General features: G+C 60.8%; 22 protein-coding genes. 12 read left to right on the forward strand and 10 right to left on the reverse strand.

Annotated elements, in window-relative coordinates; all coding sequences use genetic code 11:
• Positions 1-61: 61 nt before the first annotated feature.
• Positions 62-1,252: a YbfB/YjiJ family MFS transporter gene (locus OC71_RS06935; protein WP_041066193.1), complete on the reverse strand. Its 1,191-nt coding sequence runs from the start codon at positions 1,250-1,252 to the stop codon at positions 62-64.
• Positions 1,253-1,362: 110 nt separating this feature from the next.
• Between OC71_RS06935 and OC71_RS06940 the strand changes: the two genes are divergently transcribed.
• Together OC71_RS06940 and OC71_RS06945 are read left to right on the forward strand one after the other, a co-directional pair.
• A complete protein-coding gene (locus tag OC71_RS06940) occupies positions 1,363-2,238 on the forward strand; it encodes a LysR family transcriptional regulator (protein WP_041066337.1) in 876 nt (291 codons plus the stop codon).
• Positions 2,239-2,486: 248 nt separating this feature from the next.
• A complete protein-coding gene (locus tag OC71_RS06945; protein ID WP_041066339.1) occupies positions 2,487-2,906 on the forward strand; it encodes a hypothetical protein in 420 nt (139 codons plus the stop codon).
• Positions 2,907-2,957: 51 nt separating this feature from the next.
• On the opposite strand, the gene OC71_RS06950 is transcribed toward OC71_RS06945, so the two are convergent.
• Positions 2,958-3,680, reverse strand: a complete 723-nt coding sequence (locus OC71_RS06950; protein ID WP_041066195.1) for a pirin family protein — start codon at positions 3,678-3,680, stop codon at positions 2,958-2,960.
• Between the two features lie 209 nt (positions 3,681-3,889).
• On the opposite strand from OC71_RS06950, the gene OC71_RS06955 reads away from it, so the two are divergent.
• Positions 3,890-4,840 (forward strand): GlxA family transcriptional regulator, encoded by a 951-nt coding sequence (locus OC71_RS06955; RefSeq protein ID WP_041066198.1) that lies wholly within the window; start codon positions 3,890-3,892, stop codon positions 4,838-4,840.
• A 160-nt stretch (positions 4,841-5,000) separates the two neighbouring features.
• Positions 5,001-6,458: a winged helix-turn-helix domain-containing protein gene (locus OC71_RS06960; RefSeq protein ID WP_041066201.1), complete on the forward strand. Its 1,458-nt coding sequence runs from the start codon at positions 5,001-5,003 to the stop codon at positions 6,456-6,458.
• Here the strand turns inward: OC71_RS06960 and OC71_RS06965 are convergent.
• Complete coding sequence (locus tag OC71_RS06965) at positions 6,414-9,230, reverse strand: winged helix-turn-helix domain-containing protein (RefSeq protein ID WP_041066204.1); 2,817 nt, start codon at positions 9,228-9,230, stop codon at positions 6,414-6,416. The two genes, OC71_RS06960 and OC71_RS06965, sit on opposite strands and share 45 nt — an antisense overlap.
• Positions 9,231-9,364: 134 nt before the next feature.
• Positions 9,365-9,796, reverse strand: coding sequence for a helix-turn-helix domain-containing protein (locus OC71_RS06970; RefSeq protein ID WP_041066207.1), 432 nt, complete (start codon positions 9,794-9,796; stop codon positions 9,365-9,367).
• Positions 9,797-9,978: 182 nt separating this feature from the next.
• On the opposite strand from OC71_RS06970, the gene OC71_RS06975 reads away from it, so the two are divergent.
• The 6 genes from OC71_RS06975 to ycaC all read left to right on the forward strand — a co-directional run bounded on the left by OC71_RS06975 (position 9,979) and on the right by ycaC (position 16,637).
• The gene (locus OC71_RS06975; protein WP_041066210.1) at positions 9,979-10,902 is read left to right on the forward strand and encodes a LysR family transcriptional regulator; all 924 of its coding nucleotides are present in this window, start codon (positions 9,979-9,981) and stop codon (positions 10,900-10,902) included.
• Between the two features lie 215 nt (positions 10,903-11,117).
• Positions 11,118-12,788 carry a hypothetical protein gene (locus OC71_RS27555; RefSeq protein ID WP_140396019.1) on the forward strand — a complete coding sequence of 557 codons (1,671 nt, stop codon included), beginning with the start codon at positions 11,118-11,120 and terminating at the stop codon, positions 12,786-12,788.
• A 237-nt stretch (positions 12,789-13,025) separates the two neighbouring features.
• Positions 13,026-13,442, forward strand: coding sequence for a DoxX family protein (locus OC71_RS06985; RefSeq protein WP_041066213.1), 417 nt, complete (start codon positions 13,026-13,028; stop codon positions 13,440-13,442).
• Entirely contained in the window at positions 13,435-14,061 is a 627-nt protein-coding gene (locus OC71_RS06990; protein ID WP_041066216.1) for an antibiotic biosynthesis monooxygenase, read from the forward strand. The genes OC71_RS06985 and OC71_RS06990 overlap by 8 nt, the downstream gene beginning before the upstream one ends.
• Before the next feature lie 45 nt (positions 14,062-14,106).
• Complete coding sequence (locus tag OC71_RS06995; protein ID WP_041066219.1) at positions 14,107-15,945, forward strand: amidohydrolase; 1,839 nt, start codon at positions 14,107-14,109, stop codon at positions 15,943-15,945.
• A 68-nt stretch (positions 15,946-16,013) separates the two neighbouring features.
• The gene (gene ycaC / locus OC71_RS07000; RefSeq protein WP_041066222.1) at positions 16,014-16,637 is read left to right on the forward strand and encodes an isochorismate family cysteine hydrolase YcaC; all 624 of its coding nucleotides are present in this window, start codon (positions 16,014-16,016) and stop codon (positions 16,635-16,637) included.
• A gap of 199 nt (positions 16,638-16,836) precedes the next feature.
• Here the strand turns inward: ycaC and OC71_RS07005 are convergent, their stop codons facing one another.
• Positions 16,837-18,264: a mechanosensitive ion channel family protein gene (locus OC71_RS07005; RefSeq protein WP_041066224.1), complete on the reverse strand. Its 1,428-nt coding sequence runs from the start codon at positions 18,262-18,264 to the stop codon at positions 16,837-16,839.
• Positions 18,265-18,441: 177 nt separating this feature from the next.
• Positions 18,442-19,458 (reverse strand): alpha/beta hydrolase, encoded by a 1,017-nt coding sequence (locus OC71_RS07010; RefSeq protein WP_041066227.1) that lies wholly within the window; start codon positions 19,456-19,458, stop codon positions 18,442-18,444.
• A gap of 129 nt (positions 19,459-19,587) precedes the next feature.
• On the opposite strand from OC71_RS07010, the gene OC71_RS07015 reads away from it, so the two are divergent.
• Positions 19,588-20,475, forward strand: coding sequence for a LysR family transcriptional regulator (locus OC71_RS07015; protein WP_041066230.1), 888 nt, complete (start codon positions 19,588-19,590; stop codon positions 20,473-20,475).
• Positions 20,476-20,674: 199 nt separating this feature from the next.
• Positions 20,675-21,481: a class I SAM-dependent methyltransferase gene (locus OC71_RS07020; RefSeq protein ID WP_041066235.1), complete on the forward strand. Its 807-nt coding sequence runs from the start codon at positions 20,675-20,677 to the stop codon at positions 21,479-21,481.
• A gap of 307 nt (positions 21,482-21,788) precedes the next feature.
• Here OC71_RS07020 and OC71_RS07025 read toward each other — a convergent pair whose 3' ends face one another.
• The 4 genes from OC71_RS07025 to OC71_RS07040 are packed head-to-tail and all read right to left on the reverse strand — an operon-like array spanning position 21,789 to position 25,172.
• Positions 21,789-22,481: a GNAT family N-acetyltransferase gene (locus OC71_RS07025; protein WP_041066238.1), complete on the reverse strand. Its 693-nt coding sequence runs from the start codon at positions 22,479-22,481 to the stop codon at positions 21,789-21,791.
• A 55-nt stretch (positions 22,482-22,536) separates the two neighbouring features.
• Positions 22,537-23,328, reverse strand: a complete 792-nt coding sequence (locus tag OC71_RS07030) for a ChbG/HpnK family deacetylase (protein ID WP_041066240.1) — start codon at positions 23,326-23,328, stop codon at positions 22,537-22,539.
• On the reverse strand, positions 23,300-24,478 hold the full coding sequence (locus OC71_RS07035; protein WP_041066243.1) for a GNAT family N-acetyltransferase: 1,179 nt from the start codon (positions 24,476-24,478) through the stop codon (positions 23,300-23,302). Before OC71_RS07035 ends, OC71_RS07030 begins: the two co-directional genes overlap by 29 nt.
• Positions 24,479-24,482: 4 nt before the next feature.
• Positions 24,483-25,172, reverse strand: a complete 690-nt coding sequence (locus OC71_RS07040; RefSeq protein WP_041066246.1) for a GNAT family N-acetyltransferase — start codon at positions 25,170-25,172, stop codon at positions 24,483-24,485.
• Between the last annotated feature and the right edge of the window lie 147 nt (positions 25,173-25,319).

Raw genomic sequence — 25,319 nt, forward strand, 5'->3', positions numbered from 1 at the left:
GTCGATTCCTGTTGCTTGAGGTTCTGAAGATGGGAGCACAGCCCGCAGGCAATGATTCCCGTCAATTTTCACAGACGCGCGGTTCAGTCGCTGAGGGCAGCCATTTCAGGGCATGCTCCAACATAATCGCCACGACAATCGCCCCTGCGGCGATCACGAAGAGTATTGCGTGATGACCGCCCGTGGCATTGAACAGCGCCGAATAGGCAAATCCGGCCAGCGCCTGAAAGGTGGCAAACGAAACGGTGGCGCGGCTCCAGGCGATTTGCTGGCGATGGTGATCAGGCACCAGTTCATGCACGCGAGCCAGGGCCAGAGGCACGATGCCGGGCGGGAATGAACCGATGATCACTGCCAGTACGGCCAACGCCATGAAGGAGTGGGAAACCGCCAGCAGTCCCAGCGCAATCGCCTGTACCACCAATACCAGCCGAATGCCCATCCGCGCGCCAAGCCGATCCGCGAGAAAGCCATAACTTACCGGGCCGACAATTGCCCCCAGGCCATACATCACCCAAACCAGTGCACCAATCTGCGCCCCGGCACCAAGCCCGCGAGCCACGTAATCCACCAGAAACACCATGGCCGGCACCAGACCTGCGGCCATGAATGCGTATTGGCCGAACAGCAAATAGACGGCGGAGGGGGTTGGCTCAACCGTCGCGCCTGCGTGAGTGGCGGTCGGGTGCGGGAGATCAGCAGGCCAGCCAAACCAGCTTATTGCGGTCAGCAACAGCGACAATCCGCCCAGACCCAACCAGGTGGCGTGCAGGCCCATATTCAATAAGGGCGGGACGAGGGTGCCGGAGGCGGCGATCCCCAGGCCGATGCCGAGAAAAATCGCACCACTGGCCAGCCCTTTGCGGGATGCCGGCACGTGGGGCAGAACAGTCGCCGCCACCAGCACCATAATTGCGCCGCCGGTAATCCCCGACAGCAACCGCCAGCCAAAGAACCAGCTCACCGACAACGGAAATGCACAGGCAAAAAACGCTGCGGTGACCAGCAGCATCATCAGTCGCAAGGCGTTTTTATTGCCCAGCTGCCGCGCTAGCGGCCGGCCGAGCAAGGCGCCGATCAGATAACCGATCAGATTGGCTGCGCCGAGGTACACCACATCGTTGGCAGAAAACCACTGCGCCTGAATCAGCGAGGGAATAAGCGGTGTATAGGCAAAACGCGCCAGACCAATGCCGACCAGGCTGGCGCATAGCCCCGAGAAAATCGGTAACGCGGAGGTCGATGTACGCATGACAGCAATCCTGAGGGAGGTCTATGGCGCTCAGGATATCGGCTATCTTTGCTGCGGTAATGCAGCGATTTGGCTTTATAGTGATGCAAATTCGCATCGGGCGGGACAACATGAACTGGGATGATGCGCGGGTATTTCTCGCGGTATGCAGAGAGTCGACTTTACGCGGCGCAGCGCGGGTTCTGGGGGTGGATCAGGCGACCGTCGGGCGACGGATCACGGCGCTGGAAAAGTCCTTGAGCGCGACCTTGTTCCTGCGCACGTCCGACGGCTACGCACTGACCGCAGTCGGCGAAGCCGCGCTCAAAAGCGTGGAAAAAATGGAGCAGTCGGCGCTGGCGCTTGAGCGGCAGATTCAGGGCCTGGATGATCGTCTGACCGGCACCGTACGCGTCAGCACCACCGATTCACTGGCCATCGACTTCCTGATCCCGGCCATTAGCCGCCTGCACGCGCAGCACCCGGACGTGCGCGTGCAACTGGACGCTTCCACGCAGATACTTAGCCTGGCCAAGCGCGAGGCGGACATCGCTGTGCGTAATACCCGGCCTGACAATCCCGATCTGATCGCGCGGCGGATTGCGCGCTGGCCCGTGGGATTGTTCGCATCACAGACGTATATCGACGCCCATGGCATTCCGCCGCAGAGTACGGCGTTCGAAGGCCATGACCTGGTGGTCTACCAACCGTATTTGCAGACGCATAAGGACATGACACTGGTGTGCGAGCCGCTGCATCGCGGGCGTATCGTCGCCAGCCTGAGCTCCAGTCTGTTGGTCCGCCGCTCGATTGCGGCTGGTCTGGGCGTAGGAGAGATTCCGGTGTACATGGGCGAGCGCGATGGCCTGGTCAGGCTCTGGCCGGAACGCAATCGCCCGCAGCCGTATGAGGTCTGGCTGGTGACCCACGCGGATTTACGTCACACCGCACGTGTCAGGGCGGTGATTGAGCAGATTGTCGAGGCGTTTGCACTGGAGAATGAGTAACGGCTCAAAGCGCTTTGGACAAGCTACATAGACTGACGAAACGCCCTACATTCAAAGCAGAACCAGCCGGCTTGTGGGCTTGGAGCGTCAGCCCTACTGTTGATGCAACTTGCAGCGCCAGGAAATCGGTGTGAGGGATGCGCCAGAACAGGTATCGGTAACCCAGGGAAGGGATCGGATTGAAAGCCAGGGAATTCGAGCAATATCAAAGCACTGACACATTGAACAGGGGTCGTAACACACAAGCCATGAACGCTATCAGCCGTGAAGAATTCAACGCCAGGATCGAGACCATCGAGGTAAGGATGGATGCTCGGGTAGAGCGAGTGCACGCCGATATTCGAGAGTTCCTTTGCTCCCAGGCAGAGCGAGACAAGGTGAATGAGCGCATTCAGGTCGAACGGGATAAACGCTACGACTCGATGATTCAAGGCATTGCCATCGAGTCCAAAGAGGCGCTCAAAAAGGCGGGTACCGTGAATGCCAACGTCTGGATGGCAACGGCTGTGCATTTGTTTGGTGTGGTCAGCATTGTCGTGGGTGGCTATTTCGCCAGTCAGGCCAACCTGTATGCAGCGATACAAACAACTTTGGCGGCGGTTCAGGCGGGCAAAGATGTCGGTGCTGCCAAGCCTGCCGAGTTGCCATCATCGGTGTTGCCAAAATAAAAAAACGGCCTTCAATCGAAGGCCGTTTTTGTTGGCTTTGGAAACCCTGCCTCATGGCATTTGCGGCAGCTCTTGCGGACGCAAGTCAAACACCAGGACTTCGGCATCCACGCCATTGCTCAGGGTCAACGCCTGTTCCTCGCGAACCCGCACGCCGTCACCTTCCTGCAGCGACTGGCCGTTGAGTTCAACGCTGCCACGCGCCACATGCACGTAGGCGTAACGGTTGGCGGGCAGTTCCAGCGTCGCGCTTTCCTTGCCATCGAACAACCCGGCGTAAACCCGGGCATCCTGGCGCACTGTCAGCGAACCATCGCTACCGTCCGGCGAGATGATCAGTTGCAGGCGACCGCGTTTTTTCTGCGCGCTGAAGTGCTCCTGCTGGTAGCGCGGCTTGGCACCGGCCACTTCCGGCACGATCCAGATCTGCAGAAAGTGCACTGGCCGGGTGGCCGAATGGTTGAATTCGCTGTGGGCCACGCCACTGCCGGCGCTCATCAGTTGCACGTCACCGGGGCGGATCACCGAGCCGGTGCCCAAGGTGTCCTTATGCTCCAGCGCACCTTCAAGCACGTAGGAAAAGATCTCCATGTCGCGGTGCGGGTGCTGGCCGAAACCCTTGCCGGCCGCCACGCGGTCATCGTTGATCACCAGCAGGTCGGAAAAACCCTGTTCGCGCGGGTCGCGGTAGCTGGCGAAGGAAAAGGTGTGGAAGGACTTCAGCCAGCCATGATTGGCGAAGCCGCGGTCGGAAGCTTTGCGAAGGGTCAGCATGATGAATTCTCCTTGCAGGACGTTGATTCGTCCGAGTGAGGAGAAGGTTACTGTTAATCGGATGAGGCAATAAGTAGATCGAAATTGAAATACTGTCCTGTTCAGGTTGACAGTTTTGTGGAGTCGATCACGCATTCTTTTCGCTGGATGTCACGCACTTGGCCATAATGCGGGTCTGTTCCTTCCCTTGATTTCAGTGATGTTCACCCATGAAAACCGTGGCAATGGTGCTGTTCCCCGACTTTCTCCTGCTCGACATGGCCGGCCCCATGGAGGTGTTTTCGGTCGCCAATCGCTACTTGAAACCCGAAGATCATTACCAACTGATCACCTTGGGCACCGAGCACGGGATGCTGCGGGCGTCCAATGGTGTGCGGGTGCAGACTGACCGCCATATTGACGACCCGGCCCAGGCCTTCGACTTGCTGCTGGTGCCGGGTGGACCGGGTGCCTATAACGAAAAACATCCGGCGCTGCTTGCCTGGTTGCAACGCTCGGTGGGGCAGTCCGGTTGCTACGGTTCGATCTGCACCGGGGCGTTTGTGCTCGGGCATGCCGGTCTGCTCGACGGTTATCGCGTGACCACTCACTGGAACTACACCGAACGTCTGATCAAGGCGTTCCCCAAGGCGCAGGTGGAAACCGACCAGATTTACACCGAAGACCGCAACCTGATTACCTCGGGAGGCGTGACCGCCGGCATCGATCTGGCATTGGCCGTGGTCGCCCGGGATCACGGGAAAAAGCTCGCTCAGGACGTGGCCAAGGTGCTGCTGGTGGTGATGAAACGTCAGGGCGGGCAAGCGCAGTTCAGTCCGTTGATGGCCGCAGTGGCGCCACAGGAAACCGCGATCACCCGGGTGCAGAACCATGTGCTGGAGCATCTCGACGAAGCCTTTACCGTCGAGCGCATGGCGGGGCTGGCAAACATGAGTACCCGGCATTTTGCGCGGCTGTTTGCGCGGGATGTGAACATGACGCCGATGGAGTTTTTGCAAAACGCCCGGATCGATTGCGCGCGTAATCTGCTGGAAACCACTGAGCTGCCGTTGAAGACCGTGGCCTACAAAAGTGGTTTCGGCAGTGTGCGCCATATGCGTTTTCTGTTTGCGGAAAAGCTCGGCCTGACCCCGGCGCAATACCGCGAACAGTTCAGCTAGAGCGGTTGTGTCCGTCCGGTGCATCCGGATGTCCGTGTTGCGCCCTGTATGGAGGTTGTACCGTCACCTGCGCCTGCCAAGATAAACGGTAACGCTTGGAAGGGAGAAGCGCTGAGCGCCGAGGGCATGCTGCCCGCGCGCGCTGGCGCTGGAAAACGGCATGAACAGCCACAAAGATTTACCCGCTGCATCGGTGTTGTATTTCGGGCCATACGCCTTTCATCTGCGCCAACGGCTGATCCTCGACGGGGATCGACCATTGCGCATGGGCGGCCGCGCCCTCGATATTTTGCAGGTGCTGGTCGAACACGCCGGTCGCGTCGTCCGCAAGGAGCAGTTGATCGCCCGCGTGTGGCCGGACAGTGTGGTCGAAGAGATCAACCTGCGGGTGCACATCGCCGCGTTGCGCCGGGCGCTGGGCGATGGCGAGAAGGGCCAGCGCTACATCGTCAACGTGCCGCAATGTGGTTACAGCTTTATCGCGCCGGTGCACGGCGACAGCGTCGCGCAGGTCGTGTTCGATACCTTGCAGACGCCGCAACAGAATCTGCCCGCTCGCCTGACTCCGGTCATCGGCCGCGATTCGCTGGTGGGCCGTCTGGTCCGGCAAATGCCCCTGTGCCGCTTGATGACACTGACAGGCCCGGCCGGCATCGGCAAATCCACGGTGGCGCTGCGGGTGGCCGAATTGCTGTTGCAGCATTACCGCGACGGCGTCTGGTACATCGACCTGTCCATGCTCGGTGATGCGCCGTCATTGCTTGAACACCTGTTGCGCAGCCTTGACCTTTCGTTCGATGCGTTAGCGTCGCGTCATGCCTTGCTGCTGCTGGATAACAGCGAGCGGTGTCGTGACTCATGCCGGGCATTGGTGGAGCGACTGCAACTGGCGGCGCCGCGGCTGGCGCTGCTGGTCACCAGTCGCGAACCGTTGCAGGCCAATCTGGAAACCCTGCAACCGATTGCGCCATTGACCTTTCCCAAGGCCTCGACACCGGCCAGTATCGATGAGCTCATGGGCTATTCGGCGGTGCAATTGCTGGTCAGTCGCGCGCGTGCCCGGCAGCACGATTTCAGCCTGCGCGAGCAGGATCTGCAAACCGTGTGCAGTCTCTGTCGTCGTCTCGACGGTTTGCCATTGGCCATTGAACTGGCGGCCGCGCAGATCGATGCGCTGGCGCTGGTAGGGCTGCAAGCGCAACTGGACAACGGTCTGCACCTGCTCAGGCATGGTCGTCGCACCGCGAAGCCACGGCATCAATCCATGAGCGCAGCGTTGGACTGGAGCTATCAGGATCTGCGGCCCTGCGAACGTCGGGTCTTGCAGCGCCTGTCGGTATTCAAGATGGCCTTCACCGAAGAGGCTGCGCTGCGGGTCATCGACGGTGGGCATCTGCGATCGGTGATCGAACGCCTGGCCGCCAAGTCATGGCTGACGGTGGAGCGGGGTGCAGATGCGGTGCGTTATCGAATGCTCAATCTTCTTCGCTGTTACGTCCGTGAACAGCCCGAAGCCAGCGTTGAACCGAGTGCTATCGCGTACCATCGTGCGCTGTACCGCAGGCCAAATCGATCAACTGCGGGTGTGCAACTGTTCATGCAACGCATCGAGCAATAAGCGCACCTTGCGCAGGTCCGGCGTGGCGTAGCCTTCGGTGAGGCGTTGATGGATCGGGGTCAGCAGCGCCAATGCTTCGCGGTGGCGTGATTGGCGCTGCCACAGTTGGGCCAATGTTGTGGCGCTGCGCAGTTCCCAGGCCAGCGCGCCCTGGGCACGGGCGATGGCGATGGCGTTTTGCAGGAGGTGTTCTGCCTGTTCGCCAAGGCGTCCCTGCGGACTATCCGCCTCATCCGCCAATAACCGCTCAGCCTCGGCCCGCAGTACCTCCGCCGTGCTCCAGCCTGCCGCGCCACTGTGTGCCCGCTCCAGCAACGCGTCATCGATATGGCGAGCATCGAGCGTGACCATCAGCTCCTTGATCAGCCCGTTATCCGCCGGCGCGTCGGGTGGGGCCAGGCGTTCATCGATCACCTGCGCATAGTGCCGTCCCCAACGATAGAACAGCAGCACCGAGTGCTTTTGCGCCTGCTCCAGCAACAGTTGCAACAATTCGCGCGCAGTCCTGGCGTCGCCGTTGTAATGCGCAATCAGGCAGCTGGCCAATGCCAGGGTGTAGCAGATCGACGTACCGTGGTTGATCTGCACGGCGATATCCAGCGCCTGCCGGGCGGTGCGCCACGCCTGTTCGGGAAACCCCTGCAGCCACAACACCCGGGCGAGAATGGTCAACGAAGCCACGCTCTGGTCGTACTGCACGCCAAAGCCGTGGGTGAAGCGGTTGCGACAACCACTGTGGGCCATACGCTGAATCACTTGCTCGGCGTTGATCCGCGCGCGCGGCTGGTCGCCGGCAAAGTGCAGCGCCAGGACGCGCAAGCGGTGAATGCTCAATGACAGCAGCGGGTCGTCGTGGCCACCGAGGCGGTCGAACTGTTCGCTTTGCTGCAATGCCGCCTGGTAATGCCCGCAGCTGAGATTGACCGCCAGGTGGCCGGAAATGGCGCGCAATTGCGCGGCGACGTCGTGGTGCTGCTGCGCCAGCGCGTGAGCCTGAGTGAACGCTTCAATGGTTTCCGGTGAACCGCCGCAAGTGTGATAACAAGCGCTGCCGAGTGCCAGTTGCAAGGCTGTCTGCAGGCGCGGACAAGGTTGTGCCGCGCTTTCGAGCAGGGTCAACGCCTGACGGACATGCGCGCCATATTCCTTGAGCAATGACAGCTCCTGCCACAACGCGGCCGACGTCGCGGTCAAACGGATGCCGAGAGGGCGCGAGCCGTTGCCGTGCAAACTCCAGTCGAGTGCAGCGCGCAGGTCTTCCAGACCTCGGGCATAGCGCTCGATCCATTGTGTGGTCGGAGTGTGTTCCCACTCGGTCTGTGCTTGCTCCATCAGCGTCAGATAGCGTTCGGCGTGGCGTTCGCGCAGGATTTCGCGTTCGCCGCTGAGTTCGAGTTTTTCCAGGGCGTAATGGCGGGTGGTGTCGAGCAGGCGATAAAACACTTCTTCATCACCGACTTCCACGTTCAGCAGCGATTTACCCACCAGTTGCGTAACCGATGCGAGCACCTGCGTGGGATCGATGTGTTGACCGACGATCACCGCCGCGGCCGAGGCCAGACTGAAGCTGCCGCGAAACACCCCGAGGCGGCGCAGGCAAGTCTGTTCGCAAGGGGTGAGCAGATTGAAACTCCAGTCCAGTGTGGCGTGCAGCGTTTGATGCCGCGCATGGCGCTGGTGGTTGCCCGCCGCCAGCGGGTGCAAATGATCCTGCCATTGTTCCAGCAGGCCGCTCAGGCCCAGGCCTTCGACCTGCGCTGCCGCCAGTTCCAGAGCTAGCGGAATACCGTCCAGACGCCGGCAGATTTCCATCGCCAGTGGCAGCTCGGCGTCGCTCAGTTCAAAGCGTTCATGGGCGCCCATCGCTCGTTCGACGAACAGTTGCAGGGCGGCGAAAGTCATCGCCTGCTCGCGATCGAGACGGCTCGTCGCAGGCGGGCAATCGAGGGATTCCAGACGCTGCACGAACTCGCCCTCAGCGCGCAGACTTTCGCGGCTGGTGGCCAGAATGTGTACCTGCGGCGCGCCGCGCAGAAGGCTCTCGACGAGCAGCGCCACGGCATCGATGAGGTGCTCGCAGTTATCGATCACCAGCAGCATCTGCCGCTCGCGCAAATCGTTGATCACACTCGCCAGCGGCGCGCCGTCGTGTACTGCCAGATCGAGCAGGGTCGCCAGTTGTGAGGCGATCAGCGCCGGGTCGTTGAGCGGCGCCAGATCCAGCAGGCGGATGCCATCGCGATAGCGTCCGAGCAACTGCTCGGCGACGCGCAGGGCGACGGTGGTCTTGCCAATGCCGCCGGGGCCGATGAGGGTGATGCAGCGCTGTCGCGGCAGTTGCTGCATCAAGCTGTCCACCAGTGACTGGCGCCCGATCATCCGGGTACGGCGCAGCGGCAGGTTGTGACGCCCGGGCGCCGCCTCCAGTAGCCGTTGTCCGTTGGCGTGCACCGTCAGTGGGGCAACGAAACTGTAGCCGCGCTGGGCCACAGTCACGATATAGCGCTGACCGGCCTGACCGTCGCCCAGTGCCTTGCGCAGGGCGGCCATGTGCACCCGCAGATTGATGTCCTCGACGACGGTGTCCGCCCATACGCCGGCGAGCAGTTGCTGCTTGCTCACCACTTCCCCGGCATGCGCCAGCAGCATCAGCAGAATATCCATGGCGCGCCGTCCCAGCCGCAACGGCTGGTCACCTTCCATGACCAATCGTTGCCCGGTGTAAATCCGATAGGGGCCGAAGCCGATGGCCTGATTCGGGGAAAGACTCAACAGCGCACTCCTGCGGTGATGCGGCGATCCTGGCAGATGGACGCTGCGTGAAGACGCAGATCGTCGGCTACAAGGTATCGCAGCATATTCCTCAGGTTTGGCCATCAGTGCAACGCCGGGCTCCTGCGCAACGCTCAAAAGCTCAGATGCCGTGTCCGGGTGTCTTTGTCTTCACGCATGACCTGACAGCGCCAGGCAAACGGATTGATCCCTTCGCTGCGGGTGAACATGTGACAGAAATGTGCCTGATCACAGAATCCGCAATCCAGGCTGATCTGCGTCAGGCTCAGGTCGGTGTGGCGGATCAGCAGCTTGGCGCGGGCAATGCGCTGTTCGCGGATCCAGTCCTGCGGCGCGAGGCCGGTGCTGGCCTTGAACGCCCGGGAGAAATGGCTGCGCGACAATGAGCAGGCGCGTGCCAGCTCGGCCACTTCCAGGCTTTCTCCGAGGCGTTCGAGGATCAGTTGTTTGACCTGCCGCTCCCGTTGCGGGCTGAGGCCGCCGATAAGCGGCCGGGGCGTTTCGCTGGCAGGGGCGAGGGCGACGGATTGCTGTAGATGAGCCATGGCCGGTGTCCGTGTCGTGGAGGTGAAAAACAACGCTGCGCAGAGGCCTTCATTGTTAAGAAGGGACATGCCGGCTGACGAGTTAATCGTTGTTAATTCGCAGGCATGACACGGATGCAAACCACCGTTGATCGGGTAAAGTGCTCGGCACTTGCGAACGGTCTTAGAAGGAATTGCAGCCCATGAACCGTAACGATCTGCGCCGTGTCGACATGAACCTGCTGGTGATTTTCGAAGCGCTGATGTTCGAAAAGAACCTGACCCGCGTCGCCGAAAAACTGTTCATGGGCCAGCCAGCAGTCAGTGCCGCGCTGGGGCGTTTGCGTGATCTGTTCGATGATCCGCTGCTGTTGCGCAACGGCCGCAGCATGGAGCCGACGGCGCGTGCGCTGGCGATTCTGCAGGAGCTGCAACCGGCGATGGATGTGATCTCCGGCGCGGTCAGCCGGGCCAAAGAGTTCGACCCGGCCAGCAGTTGCGACGTGTTCCGCATCGGCCTGTCGGACGACGCCGAGTTCGGTCTGTTTCCACCGCTGCTGCGCAACCTTCAGCAAGAAGCACCGGGTATTGTCGTGGTCGTACGCCGCGCCAACTATCTGCTGATGCCGGCACTGCTGGCTTCCGGGGAAATCTCGGTCGGGGTCAGCTACACCACCGATCTGCCGGCCAACGCCAAGCGCAAGAAACTGCGCGACATTCCCTGTAAGGTCCTGCGTGGTGATGATCGCCCGGGCCCGCTGACCCTCGACGAATACTGCGAGCGCCCGCACGCCATGGTGTCGTTCTCGGGGGATCTGAGCGGCAACATTGACGTGGACCTGGCCAAGGTCGGCCGGCGCCGCCGAGTGGTGCTCGGCGTGCCGCAGTTCAGCGGTTTGCGCGCCTTGCTCGCCGGCACTGAAATGATTGCCACCGTGCCGGACTATGCCGCGTGTGCGCTGGTCGAAGGCTGTGCGTTGCGGGCTGAGGATCCGCCATTTCCGATTGATGCGGCGCAACTGTCGATGGCGTGGAGCGGGGTGCATGACAACGACCCGGCGGAGAAATGGCTGCGGTCGCGGATCAGCCAGTTCATGTCGGTGTCGCTGGATATCCCGGCGGTTTAGCGCGGTGTTCAAAGGTATTGTGGTTGCGTGCGATAAGCCACAAGGCCTTTCGGCTTTCGCCGAGCGAACTTTTTGCACGAGATACATCGAAGGTAATTATTCGATCGAGCCTTTTGTCGGAATAGGACAAAACCTGTAATTTCTGACAGTAGCCAACCCCTCTCATCTCGAGTCTAAATGCTCCGTCGCCTCTTTTGTTGGCAGGAGTTTTCGTCATGAGTTTTCAAATATCGGGAAACACTGTCTGCTCACCTTTTCACTTCTTTCTATTGGCAAGGCAATCGAAGGTCTTCGGATGTCTTGCATTCCTGATTCTTACGCTACTGACCGCGAACGCTCAGGGAGTCACGGGACCGGAAGTTGCACAGTTGCTCAATCGCAGTTTTCAATACAACACTCGAATGTGTCCGGGGGATAAACCGGCCTTTTTCTGTAGCGGTGTACTGGCGCGTGGAAGCCCGTCAGAGGGAGAGTTCTGGAAGCATGATGCGGTGTCGTCCCAACTGGGGGCGGAAAGCTTTGTTTACTTGCGCTCCGATCTCAGTACACGAACACTCGATGCAGCACATGGAGTTTTGTTCAGCGATGGATTCACGGCTATCGGCCAAGGCAAGGACCTGGAACTGCTTTGTGCGTATCCATTCAAGTTACCTCTGCAAGCGGCGCATCCCGAATTTGGTTGCGGATGGAAAGTGTCGACTGCCGCGGCAATGACCGATCCAAGCTCCTGTGCCAGCCTGGGGGTCAATGATTCGGCGAGTTGGATCGAACATTTTCGACAACATGACTGGCAGCCGGCAGCTCAATGTTCATTCAGCAGTCAAGAACCACAAACATTTGAGGCAAGTTTGATAGCTCATCAGGGGATCGATGCCGCGTGGTCAGCCCGTCCCACCCAAGTACAGATTCGCAACTGGGAGGCCAGCGCACCCTTGCAAATGCCGATTCTGGGGCTTTTTTATGACGTGACACATGAAGGAGCATTAGCGGGAGCTCAAAAAGATCAACGTGACTACTTCAAGGCCACCGGCGATTGGTTGCCCATATTACGTTTGGCTCTCGACTTGGCACCCGATAAAGTATTTGGCTTCAATCAACAAGATCAGCTCTATGTCGGTTATCAAGTGGCTGCTCAGCTCAATGCGAGATACATGAATACCAGTAAAACTTGTTCAGGCGGTAAAACGGCATTTCATTGCAATGGTGTATTGATAAGGGGAACCAAAGCCTCCACAAGCTACCATATGTGGAATCCCAGTCCGGGTTCTGTCATCAATAATGGGGTTTCATTTACCTATTTGCGCAAGGACGCAAACTTGAAAAAGCCGGTATATCAACAGGGTTTTATTGTTCGTGAAAGCTTCGCACCGGCGGCAACTCCTCTCAGAGTAATGTGTGCCTATCCCTTTGACGGAGCTACAGCCCGTCCAGTAGAAGACACCTGTCGAGTTCGGGGGCAGATGTGCGACGAACGGGGTGTCACTAGTGTAGAAAGTTGGGCTGCTCTCTATGCCGCACAGCCGCGCACAAGTTGTGCTTTCAATATTGATCCTGAACAGTTTCAACTTAACATCGATGTTCGCCCCAGCGTGCCGAATGGCGATGGATGGAATGAGGTCATGATTCAAACATGGCCTCAGGACATACCCTTACAGATTCCGCTTGAAGCTTTTTACTACAGCCTCAAGGGCCACTACACCAGCAAGGGCTTGTTGCAGGCTCAGTTTGGTCAACACGATTACTTCCAGACGACAGGTCGATTTTTGCCGATAGTAAAAGTCGATATGGAGGCATCAGATACTAACGTGTTCAGTTATAACCCCGATGATCAGATTGCACCTGGAGAGCCAGCAGCGGGAATGGACACTTCCTTTGGGGGCTATTGAAGTGACACATGAATGTTCTATTTACAAGTGTCAGCGATGAAGGCTCGTTTTTCTGTGGATCGCGCAATGGATCATGCTCGGTGCGTTGGCGGTGAACCGGGCGCTGGATAATCTGCAGTTGAAGGCTGAAGCACCACTGTAGCCCGACCGTTCCAAGGCAAAGAGAGCACACCCATCCAATTTCCCCTGGATCAATCGTTGCACCATTACCGGCAATGATTGATCAAGGGTGAGCCCATGAACGCTGTACAACGCAATGACCGGGCGCAAAACCTCGGCCTGCTGTTTCTGCGGGTGACCGGCGGGTTGTTTCTACTGTTCGTCCACGGCTTGCCCAAGCTGCTGGACTTCACCGCGCAACTGCAACTCATCGAAGACCCGTTCCATCTCGGTGCTCACCTCACGTTGATCCTGGCGATCTTCGCCGAAGTCCTCTGTCCGCTGCTGATCGTCGCCGGGTTACTGGTGAGACTGGCGTGCTTGCCTATTCTGTTTGTGCTGCTGGTAGCGCTGCTGCTCGTGCATCCGCAATGGAGTGTGGCCGAAGGGCAGTTCGGCTGGTTGCTGTTGATCCTCTTCACCACTGTGCTGATCGCCGGGCCCGGACGGCTGGCGCTCAATGCTCGTTTGCCCGGAGTGCTTCGCTATGCCTGATACCCCGTCCCTGAGAAAACCGGGAACCGAAGAAACCGTGACGCTGATCGTCAAGCATCGAGTCAAGGCCGGCTTCGAACAGCCCTACGAAGCCTGGCTGCGCAATATCGTCAGCGTAGCGGGGCGTGAAGAAGGGCACCTGGGTGTGGACGTAATGCGCAGTAAACAGGGTGGCCTCGCGCTGTTCACCTGCGTGCTGCGTTATTGCTCGACCGAGGCGATGCAGCGCTGGCTCGACTCCCCACAGCGTCAGGCGCTGATCGAAGAAGCCGCGCCGATGCTCGCCGACGGCGACCAGACCGAGGTCAATGCGGCCAACGAATTCTGGTTCACGCCACTGGTCGACGCTGCCACGCCACCACCGCGCTGGAAGCAGGCCGTCGTGACGCTGTTCGTGATTCTGCCGCACACCTTGCTGGTGCCGCTGATCTGGGGACCGCTGCTGCAACTCAATGCATTCCTGTCCAACTATGTGGTCGCCACGTTCCTGATCACCCTGACCATCGTGCTGTCGGTGGTGTACGTCTGCATGCCGGCCGCCACTCGCTTGTTCGCGCCGTGGCTGGCGGCCAGTCAGTCCCATGAACACCTGGAATCCAACGCCCATCCGCCGCGCTGAAGGGGCGGATACGGACTTCGTTTCACTTATCTCGAAGGAACTGCGATGAACGCCGATCTGATTCTGTTCAATGGCCAATTTCATACGGTAGACCGCGAAAAACCCCTCGCCAGTGCTGTGGCGATCAAGGACGGACGCTTTGTCGTCGTCGGCAACGACACCCAGGCCATGGCCCTGCGTGGTTCGGCCACGCAAGTGATCGACCTGCACGGGCGCTGCGTGATCCCCGGCCTCAACGACTCGCACCTGCACCTGATCCGTGGCGGCCTCAACTACAACCTCGAACTGCGCTGGGAAGGCGTGCCGTCGCTGGCTGATGCACTGCGCATGCTCAAGGAGCAGGCCGACCGCACGCCGACCCCGCAATGGGTGCGCGTGGTCGGTGGCTGGAACGAATTCCAGTTCGCCGAAAAACGCATGCCGACCCTCGAAGAACTCAACCAGGCCGCGCCGGATACGCCGGTGTTCGTCCTGCACCTGTACGACCGCGCGCTGCTCAACCGTGCCGCACTGCGGGTTGCCGGTTACACCCGCGACACGCCGAACCCGCCGGGCGGCGAGATCGTGCGCGATGCCAACGGCAATCCGACCGGCATGCTGGTGGCAAAACCCAATGCGATGATTCTGTACTCGACGCTGGCCAAGGGGCCGAAGTTGCCGCTGGACTATCAGGTCAACTCGACCCGGCAGTTCATGCGCGAACTCAATCGCCTCGGCCTGACCAGCGCGATCGATGCCGGCGGTGGTTTCCAGAACTATCCCGACGACTATCAGGTGATCGAGCAACTGGCCAAGGACGACCAGTTGACCGTGCGCATCGCCTACAACCTGTTCACCCAGAAACCGAAAGAAGAGCTGACCGATTTCCAGAACTGGACCGGCAGCGTCAAGTTGCATCAGGGTGATGACTTCCTGCGCCACAACGGCGCTGGCGAGATGCTGGTGTTCTCCGCCGCCGACTTCGAAGACTTCCTCGAACCGCGTCCGGACCTGCCGCAGACCATGGAACAGGAGCTGGAACCGGTGGTGCGCCATCTGGTCGAGCAGCGCTGGCCATTCCGCTTGCACGCCACCTACAACGAATCGATCAGCCGCATGCTCGACGTGTTCGAGAAGGTCAATCGCGACATTCCGTTCAACGGCCTGCCGTGGTTCTTCGACCACGCCGAAACCATCACCCCGCAGAACATTGAGCGGGTGAGGGCACTGGGCGGCGGCATCGCGATTCAGGATCGCATGGCGTTCCAGGGCGAGTACTTCGTCGACCGTTACGGCGCGAAAGCCGCCGAAGCCACGCCACCGATCAAACGCATGCTCGCCGAAGGCGTGCCGGTGGGCGCGGGCACCGATGCCACCCGGGTTTCCAGCTACAACCCGTGGACCTCGCTGTACTGGATGGTCAGCGGTCGCACCGTCGGCGGTCTGGCGTTGTACGAAGAAGGTTTGCCGCGCACCACTGCGCTGGAATTGTTCACCCACGGCAGCGCCTGGTTCTCGTCCGAGCAGGGCAAGAAGGGCCAGATCAAGGTCGGGCAACTGGCGGATCTGGCGGCGCTGAGCGCGGACTTCTTCCACGTTGAAGAAGAAGCGATCAAGTGGATCGAGTCGGTGCTGACCGTGGTCGGCGGCAAGATCGTTTACGCCGCCGGAGATTTCGAAGACCTCGGCCCACGCTCGATCCCCGTGCTGCCGGACTGGTCGCCGGTGGTCAAAGTGCCGGGCCACTGGCGCCCTAACTCGCCTTTGCAGGCGCAGGTGCATCAGTGCGTCGGTGCCTGCGCGGTGCACGCGCACAGCCATGAAAAAGCCCGACTGTCGAACGCTCCGGTCAGTGACTTCGCCGGTTTCTGGGGCGCGTTCGGCTGTTCCTGTTTCGCGTTCTGATCACTACAAAAAAGCGCCGGCCACCCGGTCGGCGCCTCACGCAACAACCATCCACCGAGGAGTTTCCCATGAGCGTTCCCTACAAGCGTCTGAACAAAGATGATGCGGTCGTGCTGCTGGTCGACCACCAGACCGGTCTGATCTCGCTGGTACAGGATTTCTCGCCAAACGAATTCAAAAACAACGTGCTGGCACTGGGCGACATCGCCAAGTTCTTCAAGCTGCCAACCATCCTCACCACCAGTTTCGACGCCGGCCCGAACGGCCCGATCGTGCCTGAGCTGCGCGAGCAGTTCCCGGATGCACCCTTCATTCAACGTCCTGGCCAGATCAACGCCTGGGACAACGAAGACTTCGTCAAGGCGATCAAAGCCACTGGCCGCAAGCAACTGATCATCGCCGGTGTGGTGACCGACGTCTGCGTGGCGTTCCCGACCCTGTCGGCCATCGCCGAAGGTTTTGAAGTGTTTGTGGTCACCGACTCGTCCGGCACTTTCAACACCACCGTGCAACAAGCGGCGTGGGCGCGCATGTCGGCGGCCGGTGCACATCTGCTGAACTGGTTTGCCGTGGCCTGCGAGCTGCAAGGTGACTGGCGCAATGACATGGAAGGCCTGGCGCACCTGCTGTCCGAACGCCTGCCGAACTACCGCAACCTGATCAACAGCTACACCAAGTTCACTGCCAAGTGATTGCTTGAACTGAAAGTGCCCGCTTGATTGCGGGCATTTTCATGTGCAGTAAAAAGAGGCGCAATCCACCACCTCCTGTGGCGAGGAAGCTTGCTCCCGCTGGGCTGCGCAGCAGTCCCCGAAATCTTGTGAGCGCTGCGCACTCAAGCGGGAGCAAGCTCCCTCGCCACGAGGTTTGGCGTTCACCTGTTTGACAGGGCTAGCGCTTTTGCAGCCAACCCAGAAAACCACCTTTGCGCACCGCCACCGGTTTGGCCATCAACGCCAGCCGGCTGTTCTGCTGTCGCACGGCCTGCAATTTGTTCAGCGCCTGGCCGACTTCGCTGCGCTGCTCCATGCACTGACGGGTCAGGGCTTTGTCGAGGCGGTAGATGATGCTCGACGTCAGTGCGGTGAACGTCGCTTGCGACGGCGTATCGGCGAGGATGCTCTGTTCGCCCATGACCTCGCTTGGCCCCATGCGTCCGGCCTCGGTCTGGCCGTCGCCGTCGGGCACGGTCGCACTGACCACGCCGGTGGCGATGACAAACAGACTGTCGGGCACTTCATCCAGCCCCAGCACCACCTGACCGGCCGCGTATTGTTGTGCGACCATCGATTCGGCGAGGCGATCACGTTCCTCATGGCTCAACGAGCGGAAAACTTTCACTTCATCGAGCAACGCCCGGGCGCGGGTCGAGGGCTCGATCACGCCATCGGGATGGCGGGAAATACCTGCAGCTTCGAGATGCCGGTGGGCGAGGTCGAACAGTTGATTGCGCACTTCGCCTTTCTTGCCCAGTTCACTGATGAAACCGCTGGCGACATACTCGGACATCTCCTCACCGGCCTCTTTCAACACGGCTTTGGGCGGCGGATTGAGCAGCAGACTGCTGCTGCCTTGCAGGGTGCGGTCGAGGGCGTCGAGCACCCGCCGTGGGCGAATGTGATTCGGCACCTTGATGCTGATCGAGACCCCGTGCAGGTTGGTCGGACGGCTGAGATTGACGATTTTCGCCTTGGCCGCCACCGAGTTCGGTACGACCGCCAGGGTGCCGCTGCTGGTCAACAAATGCGTGGCGCGCCAGTCGATGTCGATGACCTTGCCCTCGACACCGTCGATCACCACGAAATCGTCGACCTGATACGGCTTGGTGGTGTTGAGCACGATCCCCGAGAACACGTCGCTCAAGGTGCTTTGCAACGCCAGACCGACGACGATCGCCACCACCCCGGACGTCGCCAGCAAGCCTTTGACCGGCAGCTCCAGCACATACCCGGCGGCCGCGACGATCGCCGCCAGAAACACCAGCGCGCCAATCACGTCCTGCAACAGCCGACCGCTGTGGCCAATGCGTCGCATCAGAATCAGGCCGATCACTTCGGTCAGCACCCGCGCGGCGTACAGCCACCAGAGAATGCCCAGCGCCGTCGCCCCGAGCTGCGTCACCGGGTCATCGGCAAACAGTGGAGCCTGCAACGGACTGACGCCGGCATTGATGGCCAGCGCGCTGAATGCCAGAAACAGCACCAGCCGCACACCGACCCGCGGTGCGCGGTGCTTGAACGGGGCGAGGTGCCAGAGCAGCGCGTCGAGCAGCAGCAGGGCGGCGCTCCAGGACAGCAGGTGGGTGAGGAAGAAGGGCATGATGTGCTCCACGATGATGAGCGCTGTTGTGGCGAGGGAGCTTGCTCCCGCTTGAGCGCGCAGCGCTCACACAATTTCGGGGCCGCTGCGCAGCCCAGCGGGAGCAAGCTCCCTCGCCACAGAATGTGGTCAGGCAAAAAACTCGCCACACCGTCGGGTGTGGCGAGTGAGGGGACCTCAGTTCAGATGCGTCTTCAACTCCGCCGCGGCCTGGCGCACGGCCGCTTTCACTTCGGGAATCTGGTTCAGCGGATTGAGCAAGCCAAAGTCATGAATCATCCCGTTGTAGCGCACCGAGGTCACCGGCACGCCGGCCGCATCCAGATGCCGTGCGTAGCCTTCGCCTTCGTCACGCAGCACGTCGAATTCGGCGGTCTGTACCAGCGCGGCGGGCAGGCCCTTGAGCTGTTCGGCGCTGGCATTGAGCGGCGAGGCGTGGATCTGCGCGCGTTCGGCCGGGTTGGTGGTGTAGTTGTCCCAGAACCACTGCATCATGCCCTTGGTCAGGAAATGCCCCTCGGCAAATTGCTGGTACGAGCCGTTATCGAACCCGGCGTTGGTCACCGGCCACATCAACAGTTGGAAGCGCAGGGCCGGGGTTTGCTTTTCCTTGGCCATCAACGCGACGACCGCTGCCATGTTGCCGCCGACGCTGTTACCGGCCACCGCCAGACGCTTGCCATCGACCCCGATCTGCTTGCCGTTTTCCGCGACCCATTTTGTCGCCGCATAGGCCTGGTTGATCGCTGTCGGGTACTGCGCTTCCGGCGACGGCGTGTAATCGACGTACACCGCGACCGCTCCAGAGCCGACCACCAGATCGCGAATCAGGCGTTGGTGAGTCGGGTAATCGCCCAACACCCAACCGCCGCCGTGGAAGAACATGAACACCGGCAATTCGCCTTTGACCTTGGCCGGCCGCACCACTTTGAGGTTGATGGTCTGGCCATCGACCTCGATCGCCTTGTCGCTGACTTCAACCCCGGAGAGGTCGACTTTCACCGACGCCTGAGCGCCAGTCAGCACCGCACGGGCATCCTTCGGGCTCAACTGTTCCAATGGTTTGCCACCGCCGGCGGCGAGGGCTTCGAGAAAGGCCTGGGTGTTGTGTTCGACGCCCGGGCTGCCGGCGGCGAATGCGTTGCCGATAGAGAGGGCGAGGAGGGATGCGGTCAGGGTTTTTTTGATGTTCATGCTCAATTCCATTTTCGAAAGTTGTTGGTGTTGTGTCGGGCTGTTTTCAAACCGTGAACACAGATTAATGAGCTGTCGAAAAGTGAAAAAGCGGCTATAAAGCGTTTAACTGTCCACCAGAGAGTGACAATGAACCCGTTCGAAGACATGCGTATTTTTTGCCAGGTCATGGACTCCGGCAGCTTCACGGCCGCGGCTGATCAATTGGGCCTGTCCAAGCAGTTCGTCAGCCGCCGTTTGATGCAGCTCGAAGAGCGCCTCGGTGTGCGGCTGTTGAATCGTTCCACCCGACGCCTCGACGTCACGCCGCTGGGCCAGAGCTACTACGAATCGGCGCTGCGCCTGCTGGGCGAAGTGGAGCAGGTCGAACAGGGCATCGCCGGGCAGACCGCCGAGCCACGCGGGACGATTCGCCTCAGCGCGCCGCTGTCGTTTGCCGTGGCGCATTTGGGTTGTCTGTTGCCGCTGTTTTTGCAGCGCTATCGCGATGTCACGGTGGAGGTGGATTTGAGTGATCGCCCGGTGGACCTGCTCGGCGAAGGTTATGACCTGGCGTTGCGTATCGGTGTGCTGGAAGACTCGACGCTGATCGCCCGGCGCATCGCCGCCATCGAACGGGTGTACTGCGCCAGCCCGGCGTATCTGGCCGAACGTGGCACACCGCTCAACCCCGAAGACCTGCACAGCCACGACTGCCTGCCGTACGGCCATGGTCGTTCGGTGCAATGGCGCTTCAACGCGGGGCAGGGCAAGCCGCTGCTGGTCAACGTCACCGGGCGCATGCGGGTAAACAACGGCGAGCTGCTGAGGGATGCAGCGGTGCAGGGAATGGGGATTACCTATCTGCCGACGTTCATCGTCGGCGCGGCGCTGAAGGACGGGCGACTGGTGCCGGTACTCGACGACTACAGGCCCGAACCGCTGACCCTGTCGGCGGTCTACCCGCAGCATCGCCAGGCGTCGCGCCCGGTGCAGGCACTGGTCGAATTCCTGCGTGAACGCCTGAATCAGATGTAAGCGTTCCGAACTACAGGAGCGAGCCTGCTCGCGATAGCGGAGCTTCAGTCGATGATGATTTGGCTGAACCGCCGCTATCGCTGGCAAGCCAGCTCCCACAGTGGATCGGCGGTGCGGCTTACAAAGTCGCAACAACCGTATTGATCGGGCTGTTCTAGACTCGGGGCCGCTCAATCACGAGCATCGTCCGGAGTGCGCCATGGAAGTGCCCAACAATAAAACCGCCATCGACAGCAATCGACAGGCGTGGAACGATTCCGCTCGCCATCACCGTGAATCGGCGGAATGGCAAGCGCTGTTGAACGACGTTTCGCAGGCAGACTTTTCCTGCCTCGACGACACCTTGCGCGGTCTGCTGGAACAGGTCGGCGTGGACGGTAAAGAGTTGATTCAACTCGGTTGCAACAACGGTCGCGAAAGCCTGTCGCTGTTTGCCCTCGGTGCACGCAGTGTGGTCGGCGTCGATCAATCGGAGGCGTTTCTCGAACAGGCCCGTGAGTTGAACCAGCGCTCGCCGTACAACGCTGAATTCATCGAATGCGATATCCATCACCTGCCGGCTGCGCTGCACAGCCGCTTCGACGTGGCGCTGATCACCATCGGTGTGCTGAACTGGATGCCCGACATCGGCGAGTTCTTTCGCCACGTGGCGTTAACCCTGAAAACGGGCGGCAAACTGGTGATCTATGAAACCCATCCGTTTCTGGAAATGGTTGATCCTGAAGGCGAAGACCCGTACCGCCTCGCCAGCTCCTACTTCCGCGCCGAGCCATTCGTGCAGGAAGAACCGATTGTCTACGTCGGCAAGATCGAGCAGCAGGCTGCCAAGTCCTACTGGTTCGTGCACACCCTCGGCGCGATCTTCAGCGGCGCCATCGCGGCCGGGCTGAACATCGCACACTTCAGAGAATATGCACATTCGAACCGCGAAGAGGTGTATGACCAGTACCTGAATCGGCCAGCGCAGATGCCGCTGTGCTTCACCTTGGTCGCCAGCAAGGCCTGAAGTTTTCCATCGATCCAACCGGCCTCATCGCTGGCAAGCCAGACTCCCACAGTTTTTTGGTTCGCACGAAAATAGCGAGGACACCTGAACACCTGTGGGAGCTGGCTTGCCAGCGAAGGCGTCGGCAAGATCTCAAGTCTGGCTGAAAGAATCAGAACCAACTTCGCCCGTTTGACCCTTCTGAATGTTTGAGCAAGCCTGTGCCACATAGGCGATGGCTCGAAGATGGTGTCGTACACAAATCCAATGTGGGAGCGAGCCTGCTCGCGCTGGCGGCCAAATGGCCGCCAGCGCTCTTACGACCGAATCACGCCTGCGCCGCCGCACTCACCACTGGCCGCCCAGGTTTGCGCAGGGGTTCCAGGCGTGAGCCGTCATAGCGGCTTTCGCGGTAGAAGCGCCAGCGGCCGAACAGGCCGTAGACGTGGGTGACGCGGCCCTGTTCGTGGTAGCCCATGCGGATGTGCAGCTTCAGCGCCGGGATGTTGTGGGTTTCGCAGACATCGACGACTTTGTCGCAGCCTTGAGCCGCCATGGCTTCCCAGAGGGCGACTTGTACGTCCACCGACAGGCTGGTGCCGAAATACGGCCGGGCCATTTCGCCGCCGAATTCGAAGAACTCGCCAGGTTTCACCGGGAACCAGCAGCCGTAATAGTGGCGGTCGTGGTAGTCGCGAATGCTGCCCCAGATGAAGGCCACCGCGTGGCCGTCGGCATCGAGGTACATGTGTCCGGTGTGACCCTCGGCGGCGAGTTCGGCCATGGTGTCGACGCGATCGCCGAAGTGTTTGGCGAACGCCCCGGTGTTCAGCGGGGTGATATCGACTTTGCGCAAGCCTTCGTAGGGGCGCAGCTTGTGCGGCGGCACCGGGGAGACCAGGTCGCGCTCCATCCACAGCAGCTCCCAGTGGAAGAACACGTAGCGTTTCCACAGGGTGGCGAAGAGACGGCCGAGGCCTTTTTGACGGATGCGTTCGCGCAGCTTTTCGATAACACTCATGTTGCCCTCCGTGGCCGAGGCCCGGTGTGGTGGATGTTGCTGTTGTGAGAATGAATCAATCGAGTGCCGCGGCACCCCGTAAAAAATCCTTGTTCAAATCGGCATAGGACACCCGCGGTACCCCCGTCAGCCGCTGCTCCAGCACGCGGCTCAGGGATTCTCCGGGGTTGAGATAGGCATCGCCGAAATCGCTGTCGAGCTGATTGGGGTGGGCGACGATTTCCAGCACGCCGTCGCTCGGTGCGGGGGCGTTGCGCAGGTCCACTGGCGTGCACACGTAGTCCGCCGTGGCGCCGGCCAGACTCTGCAAGCGCCAATTGAGCAAACCTTTGAACAAGCGTTTTGGCAGACTGAGGTTCTGCCCCAGATTGCGCGCCAGGCGAATCGGCACGCCTTGCTGAGCGGCAAACCGCGCGACGATTTCACCAATCGGCCAGATGTTGTGCACGTGTTGGTGCGAGTCGATGTGGCTTGGCCGTACGCCATGCTCGACACAACGCTGCCACTGCGCCTGCAACTCTTCTCGTACTGCGTCGCGATCTTCGCGACTCAGCCACAGGCTATGGCGTGGCAGGCTCAGATCGAACACGCCATGCCCGTCGCAAAAGGTTCGGCTGCGCAGAATCGAAGCACTCAGCGGTCGACCGTAAGTCAGATTGAAGTGCAATCCGACCCGACCTTGCAGCGACGCATGCCGGGCCATCACACAGGCCGCCTCAAATGCCGGCATGTTGGCCATGGCCGTGGCCGAGCTGATGACCCCGGCCTGAAACGCGGCGAAGATCGTCGCGTTTTCGTTCGGGCTCAAACCGAAATCGTCAGCGTTGACTATGACTTGGCGAGGCATGATCGCCCTCCGTGGTGATGACGACAGGTGTGGGTGCCGGTCTGGCTGCACGTCGCGCGCGCCATTGCTGCACCGTCGGTTTCAAGCGATGCCAGAGGCGCAACCCCAGCCCCAGCAATATCCCGCTGGGGCGCCAGGAATAGAAACTCCAGCGCCAGTGTTCCAGTTGGCCGGTCATGCGCTCGTGTAACTGGTGGCTGGAGTTTTCCAGGCTGACCCGCGAGGCATCGATCCAGCGCCAGTGCTCATCCAGCCCCCAGCGAATCCATTCCTCCAGCAACACCCGACCGCTGCCCAGATCGGCGTATTGCGGCAGGAACGCGAGGTTGTAATCGTAGAGTCGACCCTGTTCCAGCAAGCCGAGGCGATAGCTGATGCAACGCCCGTTGAGTTCCAGCGTCACCACCCGCACCAGGCCCTGGCCGGCGAGGGCGGTGAAGGCGCGTTCGATCCATTGCCGACTGCGCTCGCTGGCGAAGATCCCCACGCCTTCGTCACCTTTCCAGCTCACCGCTTCGACTTCGCTGATCGCCCGCAACAGCGGACCCATGCTCAGCGCGTCGGGGGTAATGCGCCGCACCAGGGCGCCACACGCGGCAATCCGTTTACGCGCCCGGCGCAGCTTGTAGCGCGGGTCACCGGAGACCTCCTGGTGATCCGCCTCGCTGATCAGATGCACCGGCACCCGGCAACTGAGACGGCGTTCGCCCGTCGAACTCTGGGCCATCCATGGGGTGAGAGCGCTTTCTTCACCCGCAGGCTCGGATAACTCGTTGAGTTGCAGCAGCGCGTGCGGCAGGTGTCGGCGGATCAGGCGCAGGGCTTCGCGCATGTCATCGCCCTCGAGCAACGACAGCAGGGCCAGTCGGTCCGCCAGTGGATGGCCCAAGTGATGCAACACGCGAAACGGCACGCCGGCAAAGCGCTCGCGGCCCGCCACCAGTGGCAGGCACAGGCGCAATTCGTCCGCTTCCCAACCGAGCAGGATGTGCAGGCTCTCGCCCGCGCTCAGTGCCTGCTCTGCCGCGCACAACCAGCCCAGTTGGTTGAACGGCGTGTGATCCGTCACCCGCAGGCGCAGCGCCTCATAGGCGACTGCCGGGAAATCGGCGGCGCACAGCGAAGTGCACCATTCGAATCGCGTCACCATAGATTCAGGCCGCCGTGGCTGTGACAGGTGGACGGGACGGTTTGCGCAGCGCATCCAGCCGCGAGCCGCTGTAGCGGGTTTCGCGGTAGAAGCGCCAGCGACCGAACAGGGTGTAGACGTTCATGATCCGGCCTTGCTCGGTGTACCCCATGCGCAAATGCAGTTTCAGCGCCGGGATGTTGTGGAATTCGCAGACGTCCACCACCTTGTCGCAGCCCTGGGCCGCCATGGCTTTCCACAGTTCCAGCTGAAGGTCTACCGACAGTTCGCTGCCCCAGTAGGCGCGGGTCAGCTCGCCGCCGAACTCGAAGAATTCCCTTGGTTTTACCGGGAACAGGCATCCGTAGTAATGCCGGTCGAAGTAGTCCCGTGCGCTGCCCCAGATGAACGCCACGGCATCGCCCTGATCGTCCAGGTGCATGTGCCCGGTGTGCCCTTCGTTGGCCAGCTCGGCCATGGTTCCGACGCGGTCGCCGAAGTAGCGGGCAAAGGCGCTGGCGTTGTCGGCGGTGATTTTTACCACCCGCAGCGGCGGGTACGGTTTGAGGCTGTGCGGTGGCACCGGACTGACCAGATCGCGCTCCATCCACAGCAGTTCCTGATGGAAAAATACGTAGTGCTTCCACGCCTTGGCGAGGGTGGCGCGCAGGCCTTTTTGTTTGATGTGCTGACTGAGTTTGCTGACGGTACCCATGTTCTGTACTCCGGCGATATCGCAGGGCGAACGACTGTGGCGAGGGAGCTTGCTCCCGCTCGGCTGCGCAGCAGTCGCCAATAGGGTCGCAAGTATTGGGGCTGCTTCGCAGCCCGGCGGGAGCAAGCTCCCTCGCCACAATTCTGT

Source organism: Pseudomonas sp. W15Feb9B, assembly GCF_000828175.1.
GTDB classification, from domain to species: Bacteria; Pseudomonadota; Gammaproteobacteria; order Pseudomonadales; family Pseudomonadaceae; genus Aquipseudomonas; species Aquipseudomonas parakoreensis.

Coding starts and splice junctions, on each gene's coding strand:
- OC71_RS06975 (WP_041066210.1), top strand. CDS start 9,979: ATGAACCGTAACGATCTGCGCCGTGTCGACATGAACCTGCTGGTGATT.
- OC71_RS06970 (WP_041066207.1), bottom strand. CDS start 9,796: ATGGCTCATCTACAGCAATCCGTCGCCCTCGCCCCTGCCAGCGAAACG.
- OC71_RS07040 (WP_041066246.1), bottom strand. CDS start 25,172: ATGGGTACCGTCAGCAAACTCAGTCAGCACATCAAACAAAAAGGCCTG.
- OC71_RS07030 (WP_041066240.1), bottom strand. CDS start 23,328: ATGCCTCGCCAAGTCATAGTCAACGCTGACGATTTCGGTTTGAGCCCG.
- OC71_RS06950 (WP_041066195.1), bottom strand. CDS start 3,680: ATGCTGACCCTTCGCAAAGCTTCCGACCGCGGCTTCGCCAATCATGGC.
- OC71_RS07020 (WP_041066235.1), top strand. CDS start 20,675: ATGGAAGTGCCCAACAATAAAACCGCCATCGACAGCAATCGACAGGCG.
- OC71_RS27555 (WP_140396019.1), top strand. CDS start 11,118: ATGAGTTTTCAAATATCGGGAAACACTGTCTGCTCACCTTTTCACTTC.
- OC71_RS06960 (WP_041066201.1), top strand. CDS start 5,001: ATGAACAGCCACAAAGATTTACCCGCTGCATCGGTGTTGTATTTCGGG.
- OC71_RS06955 (WP_041066198.1), top strand. CDS start 3,890: ATGAAAACCGTGGCAATGGTGCTGTTCCCCGACTTTCTCCTGCTCGAC.
- OC71_RS07035 (WP_041066243.1), bottom strand. CDS start 24,478: ATGGTGACGCGATTCGAATGGTGCACTTCGCTGTGCGCCGCCGATTTC.
- OC71_RS07010 (WP_041066227.1), bottom strand. CDS start 19,458: ATGAACATCAAAAAAACCCTGACCGCATCCCTCCTCGCCCTCTCTATC.
- OC71_RS06945 (WP_041066339.1), top strand. CDS start 2,487: ATGAACGCTATCAGCCGTGAAGAATTCAACGCCAGGATCGAGACCATC.
- OC71_RS06985 (WP_041066213.1), top strand. CDS start 13,026: ATGAACGCTGTACAACGCAATGACCGGGCGCAAAACCTCGGCCTGCTG.
- OC71_RS07025 (WP_041066238.1), bottom strand. CDS start 22,481: ATGAGTGTTATCGAAAAGCTGCGCGAACGCATCCGTCAAAAAGGCCTC.
- OC71_RS06995 (WP_041066219.1), top strand. CDS start 14,107: ATGAACGCCGATCTGATTCTGTTCAATGGCCAATTTCATACGGTAGAC.
- OC71_RS06940 (WP_041066337.1), top strand. CDS start 1,363: ATGAACTGGGATGATGCGCGGGTATTTCTCGCGGTATGCAGAGAGTCG.
- OC71_RS07015 (WP_041066230.1), top strand. CDS start 19,588: ATGAACCCGTTCGAAGACATGCGTATTTTTTGCCAGGTCATGGACTCC.
- OC71_RS06990 (WP_041066216.1), top strand. CDS start 13,435: ATGCCTGATACCCCGTCCCTGAGAAAACCGGGAACCGAAGAAACCGTG.
- ycaC (WP_041066222.1), top strand. CDS start 16,014: ATGAGCGTTCCCTACAAGCGTCTGAACAAAGATGATGCGGTCGTGCTG.
- OC71_RS06935 (WP_041066193.1), bottom strand. CDS start 1,252: ATGCGTACATCGACCTCCGCGTTACCGATTTTCTCGGGGCTATGCGCC.
- OC71_RS07005 (WP_041066224.1), bottom strand. CDS start 18,264: ATGCCCTTCTTCCTCACCCACCTGCTGTCCTGGAGCGCCGCCCTGCTG.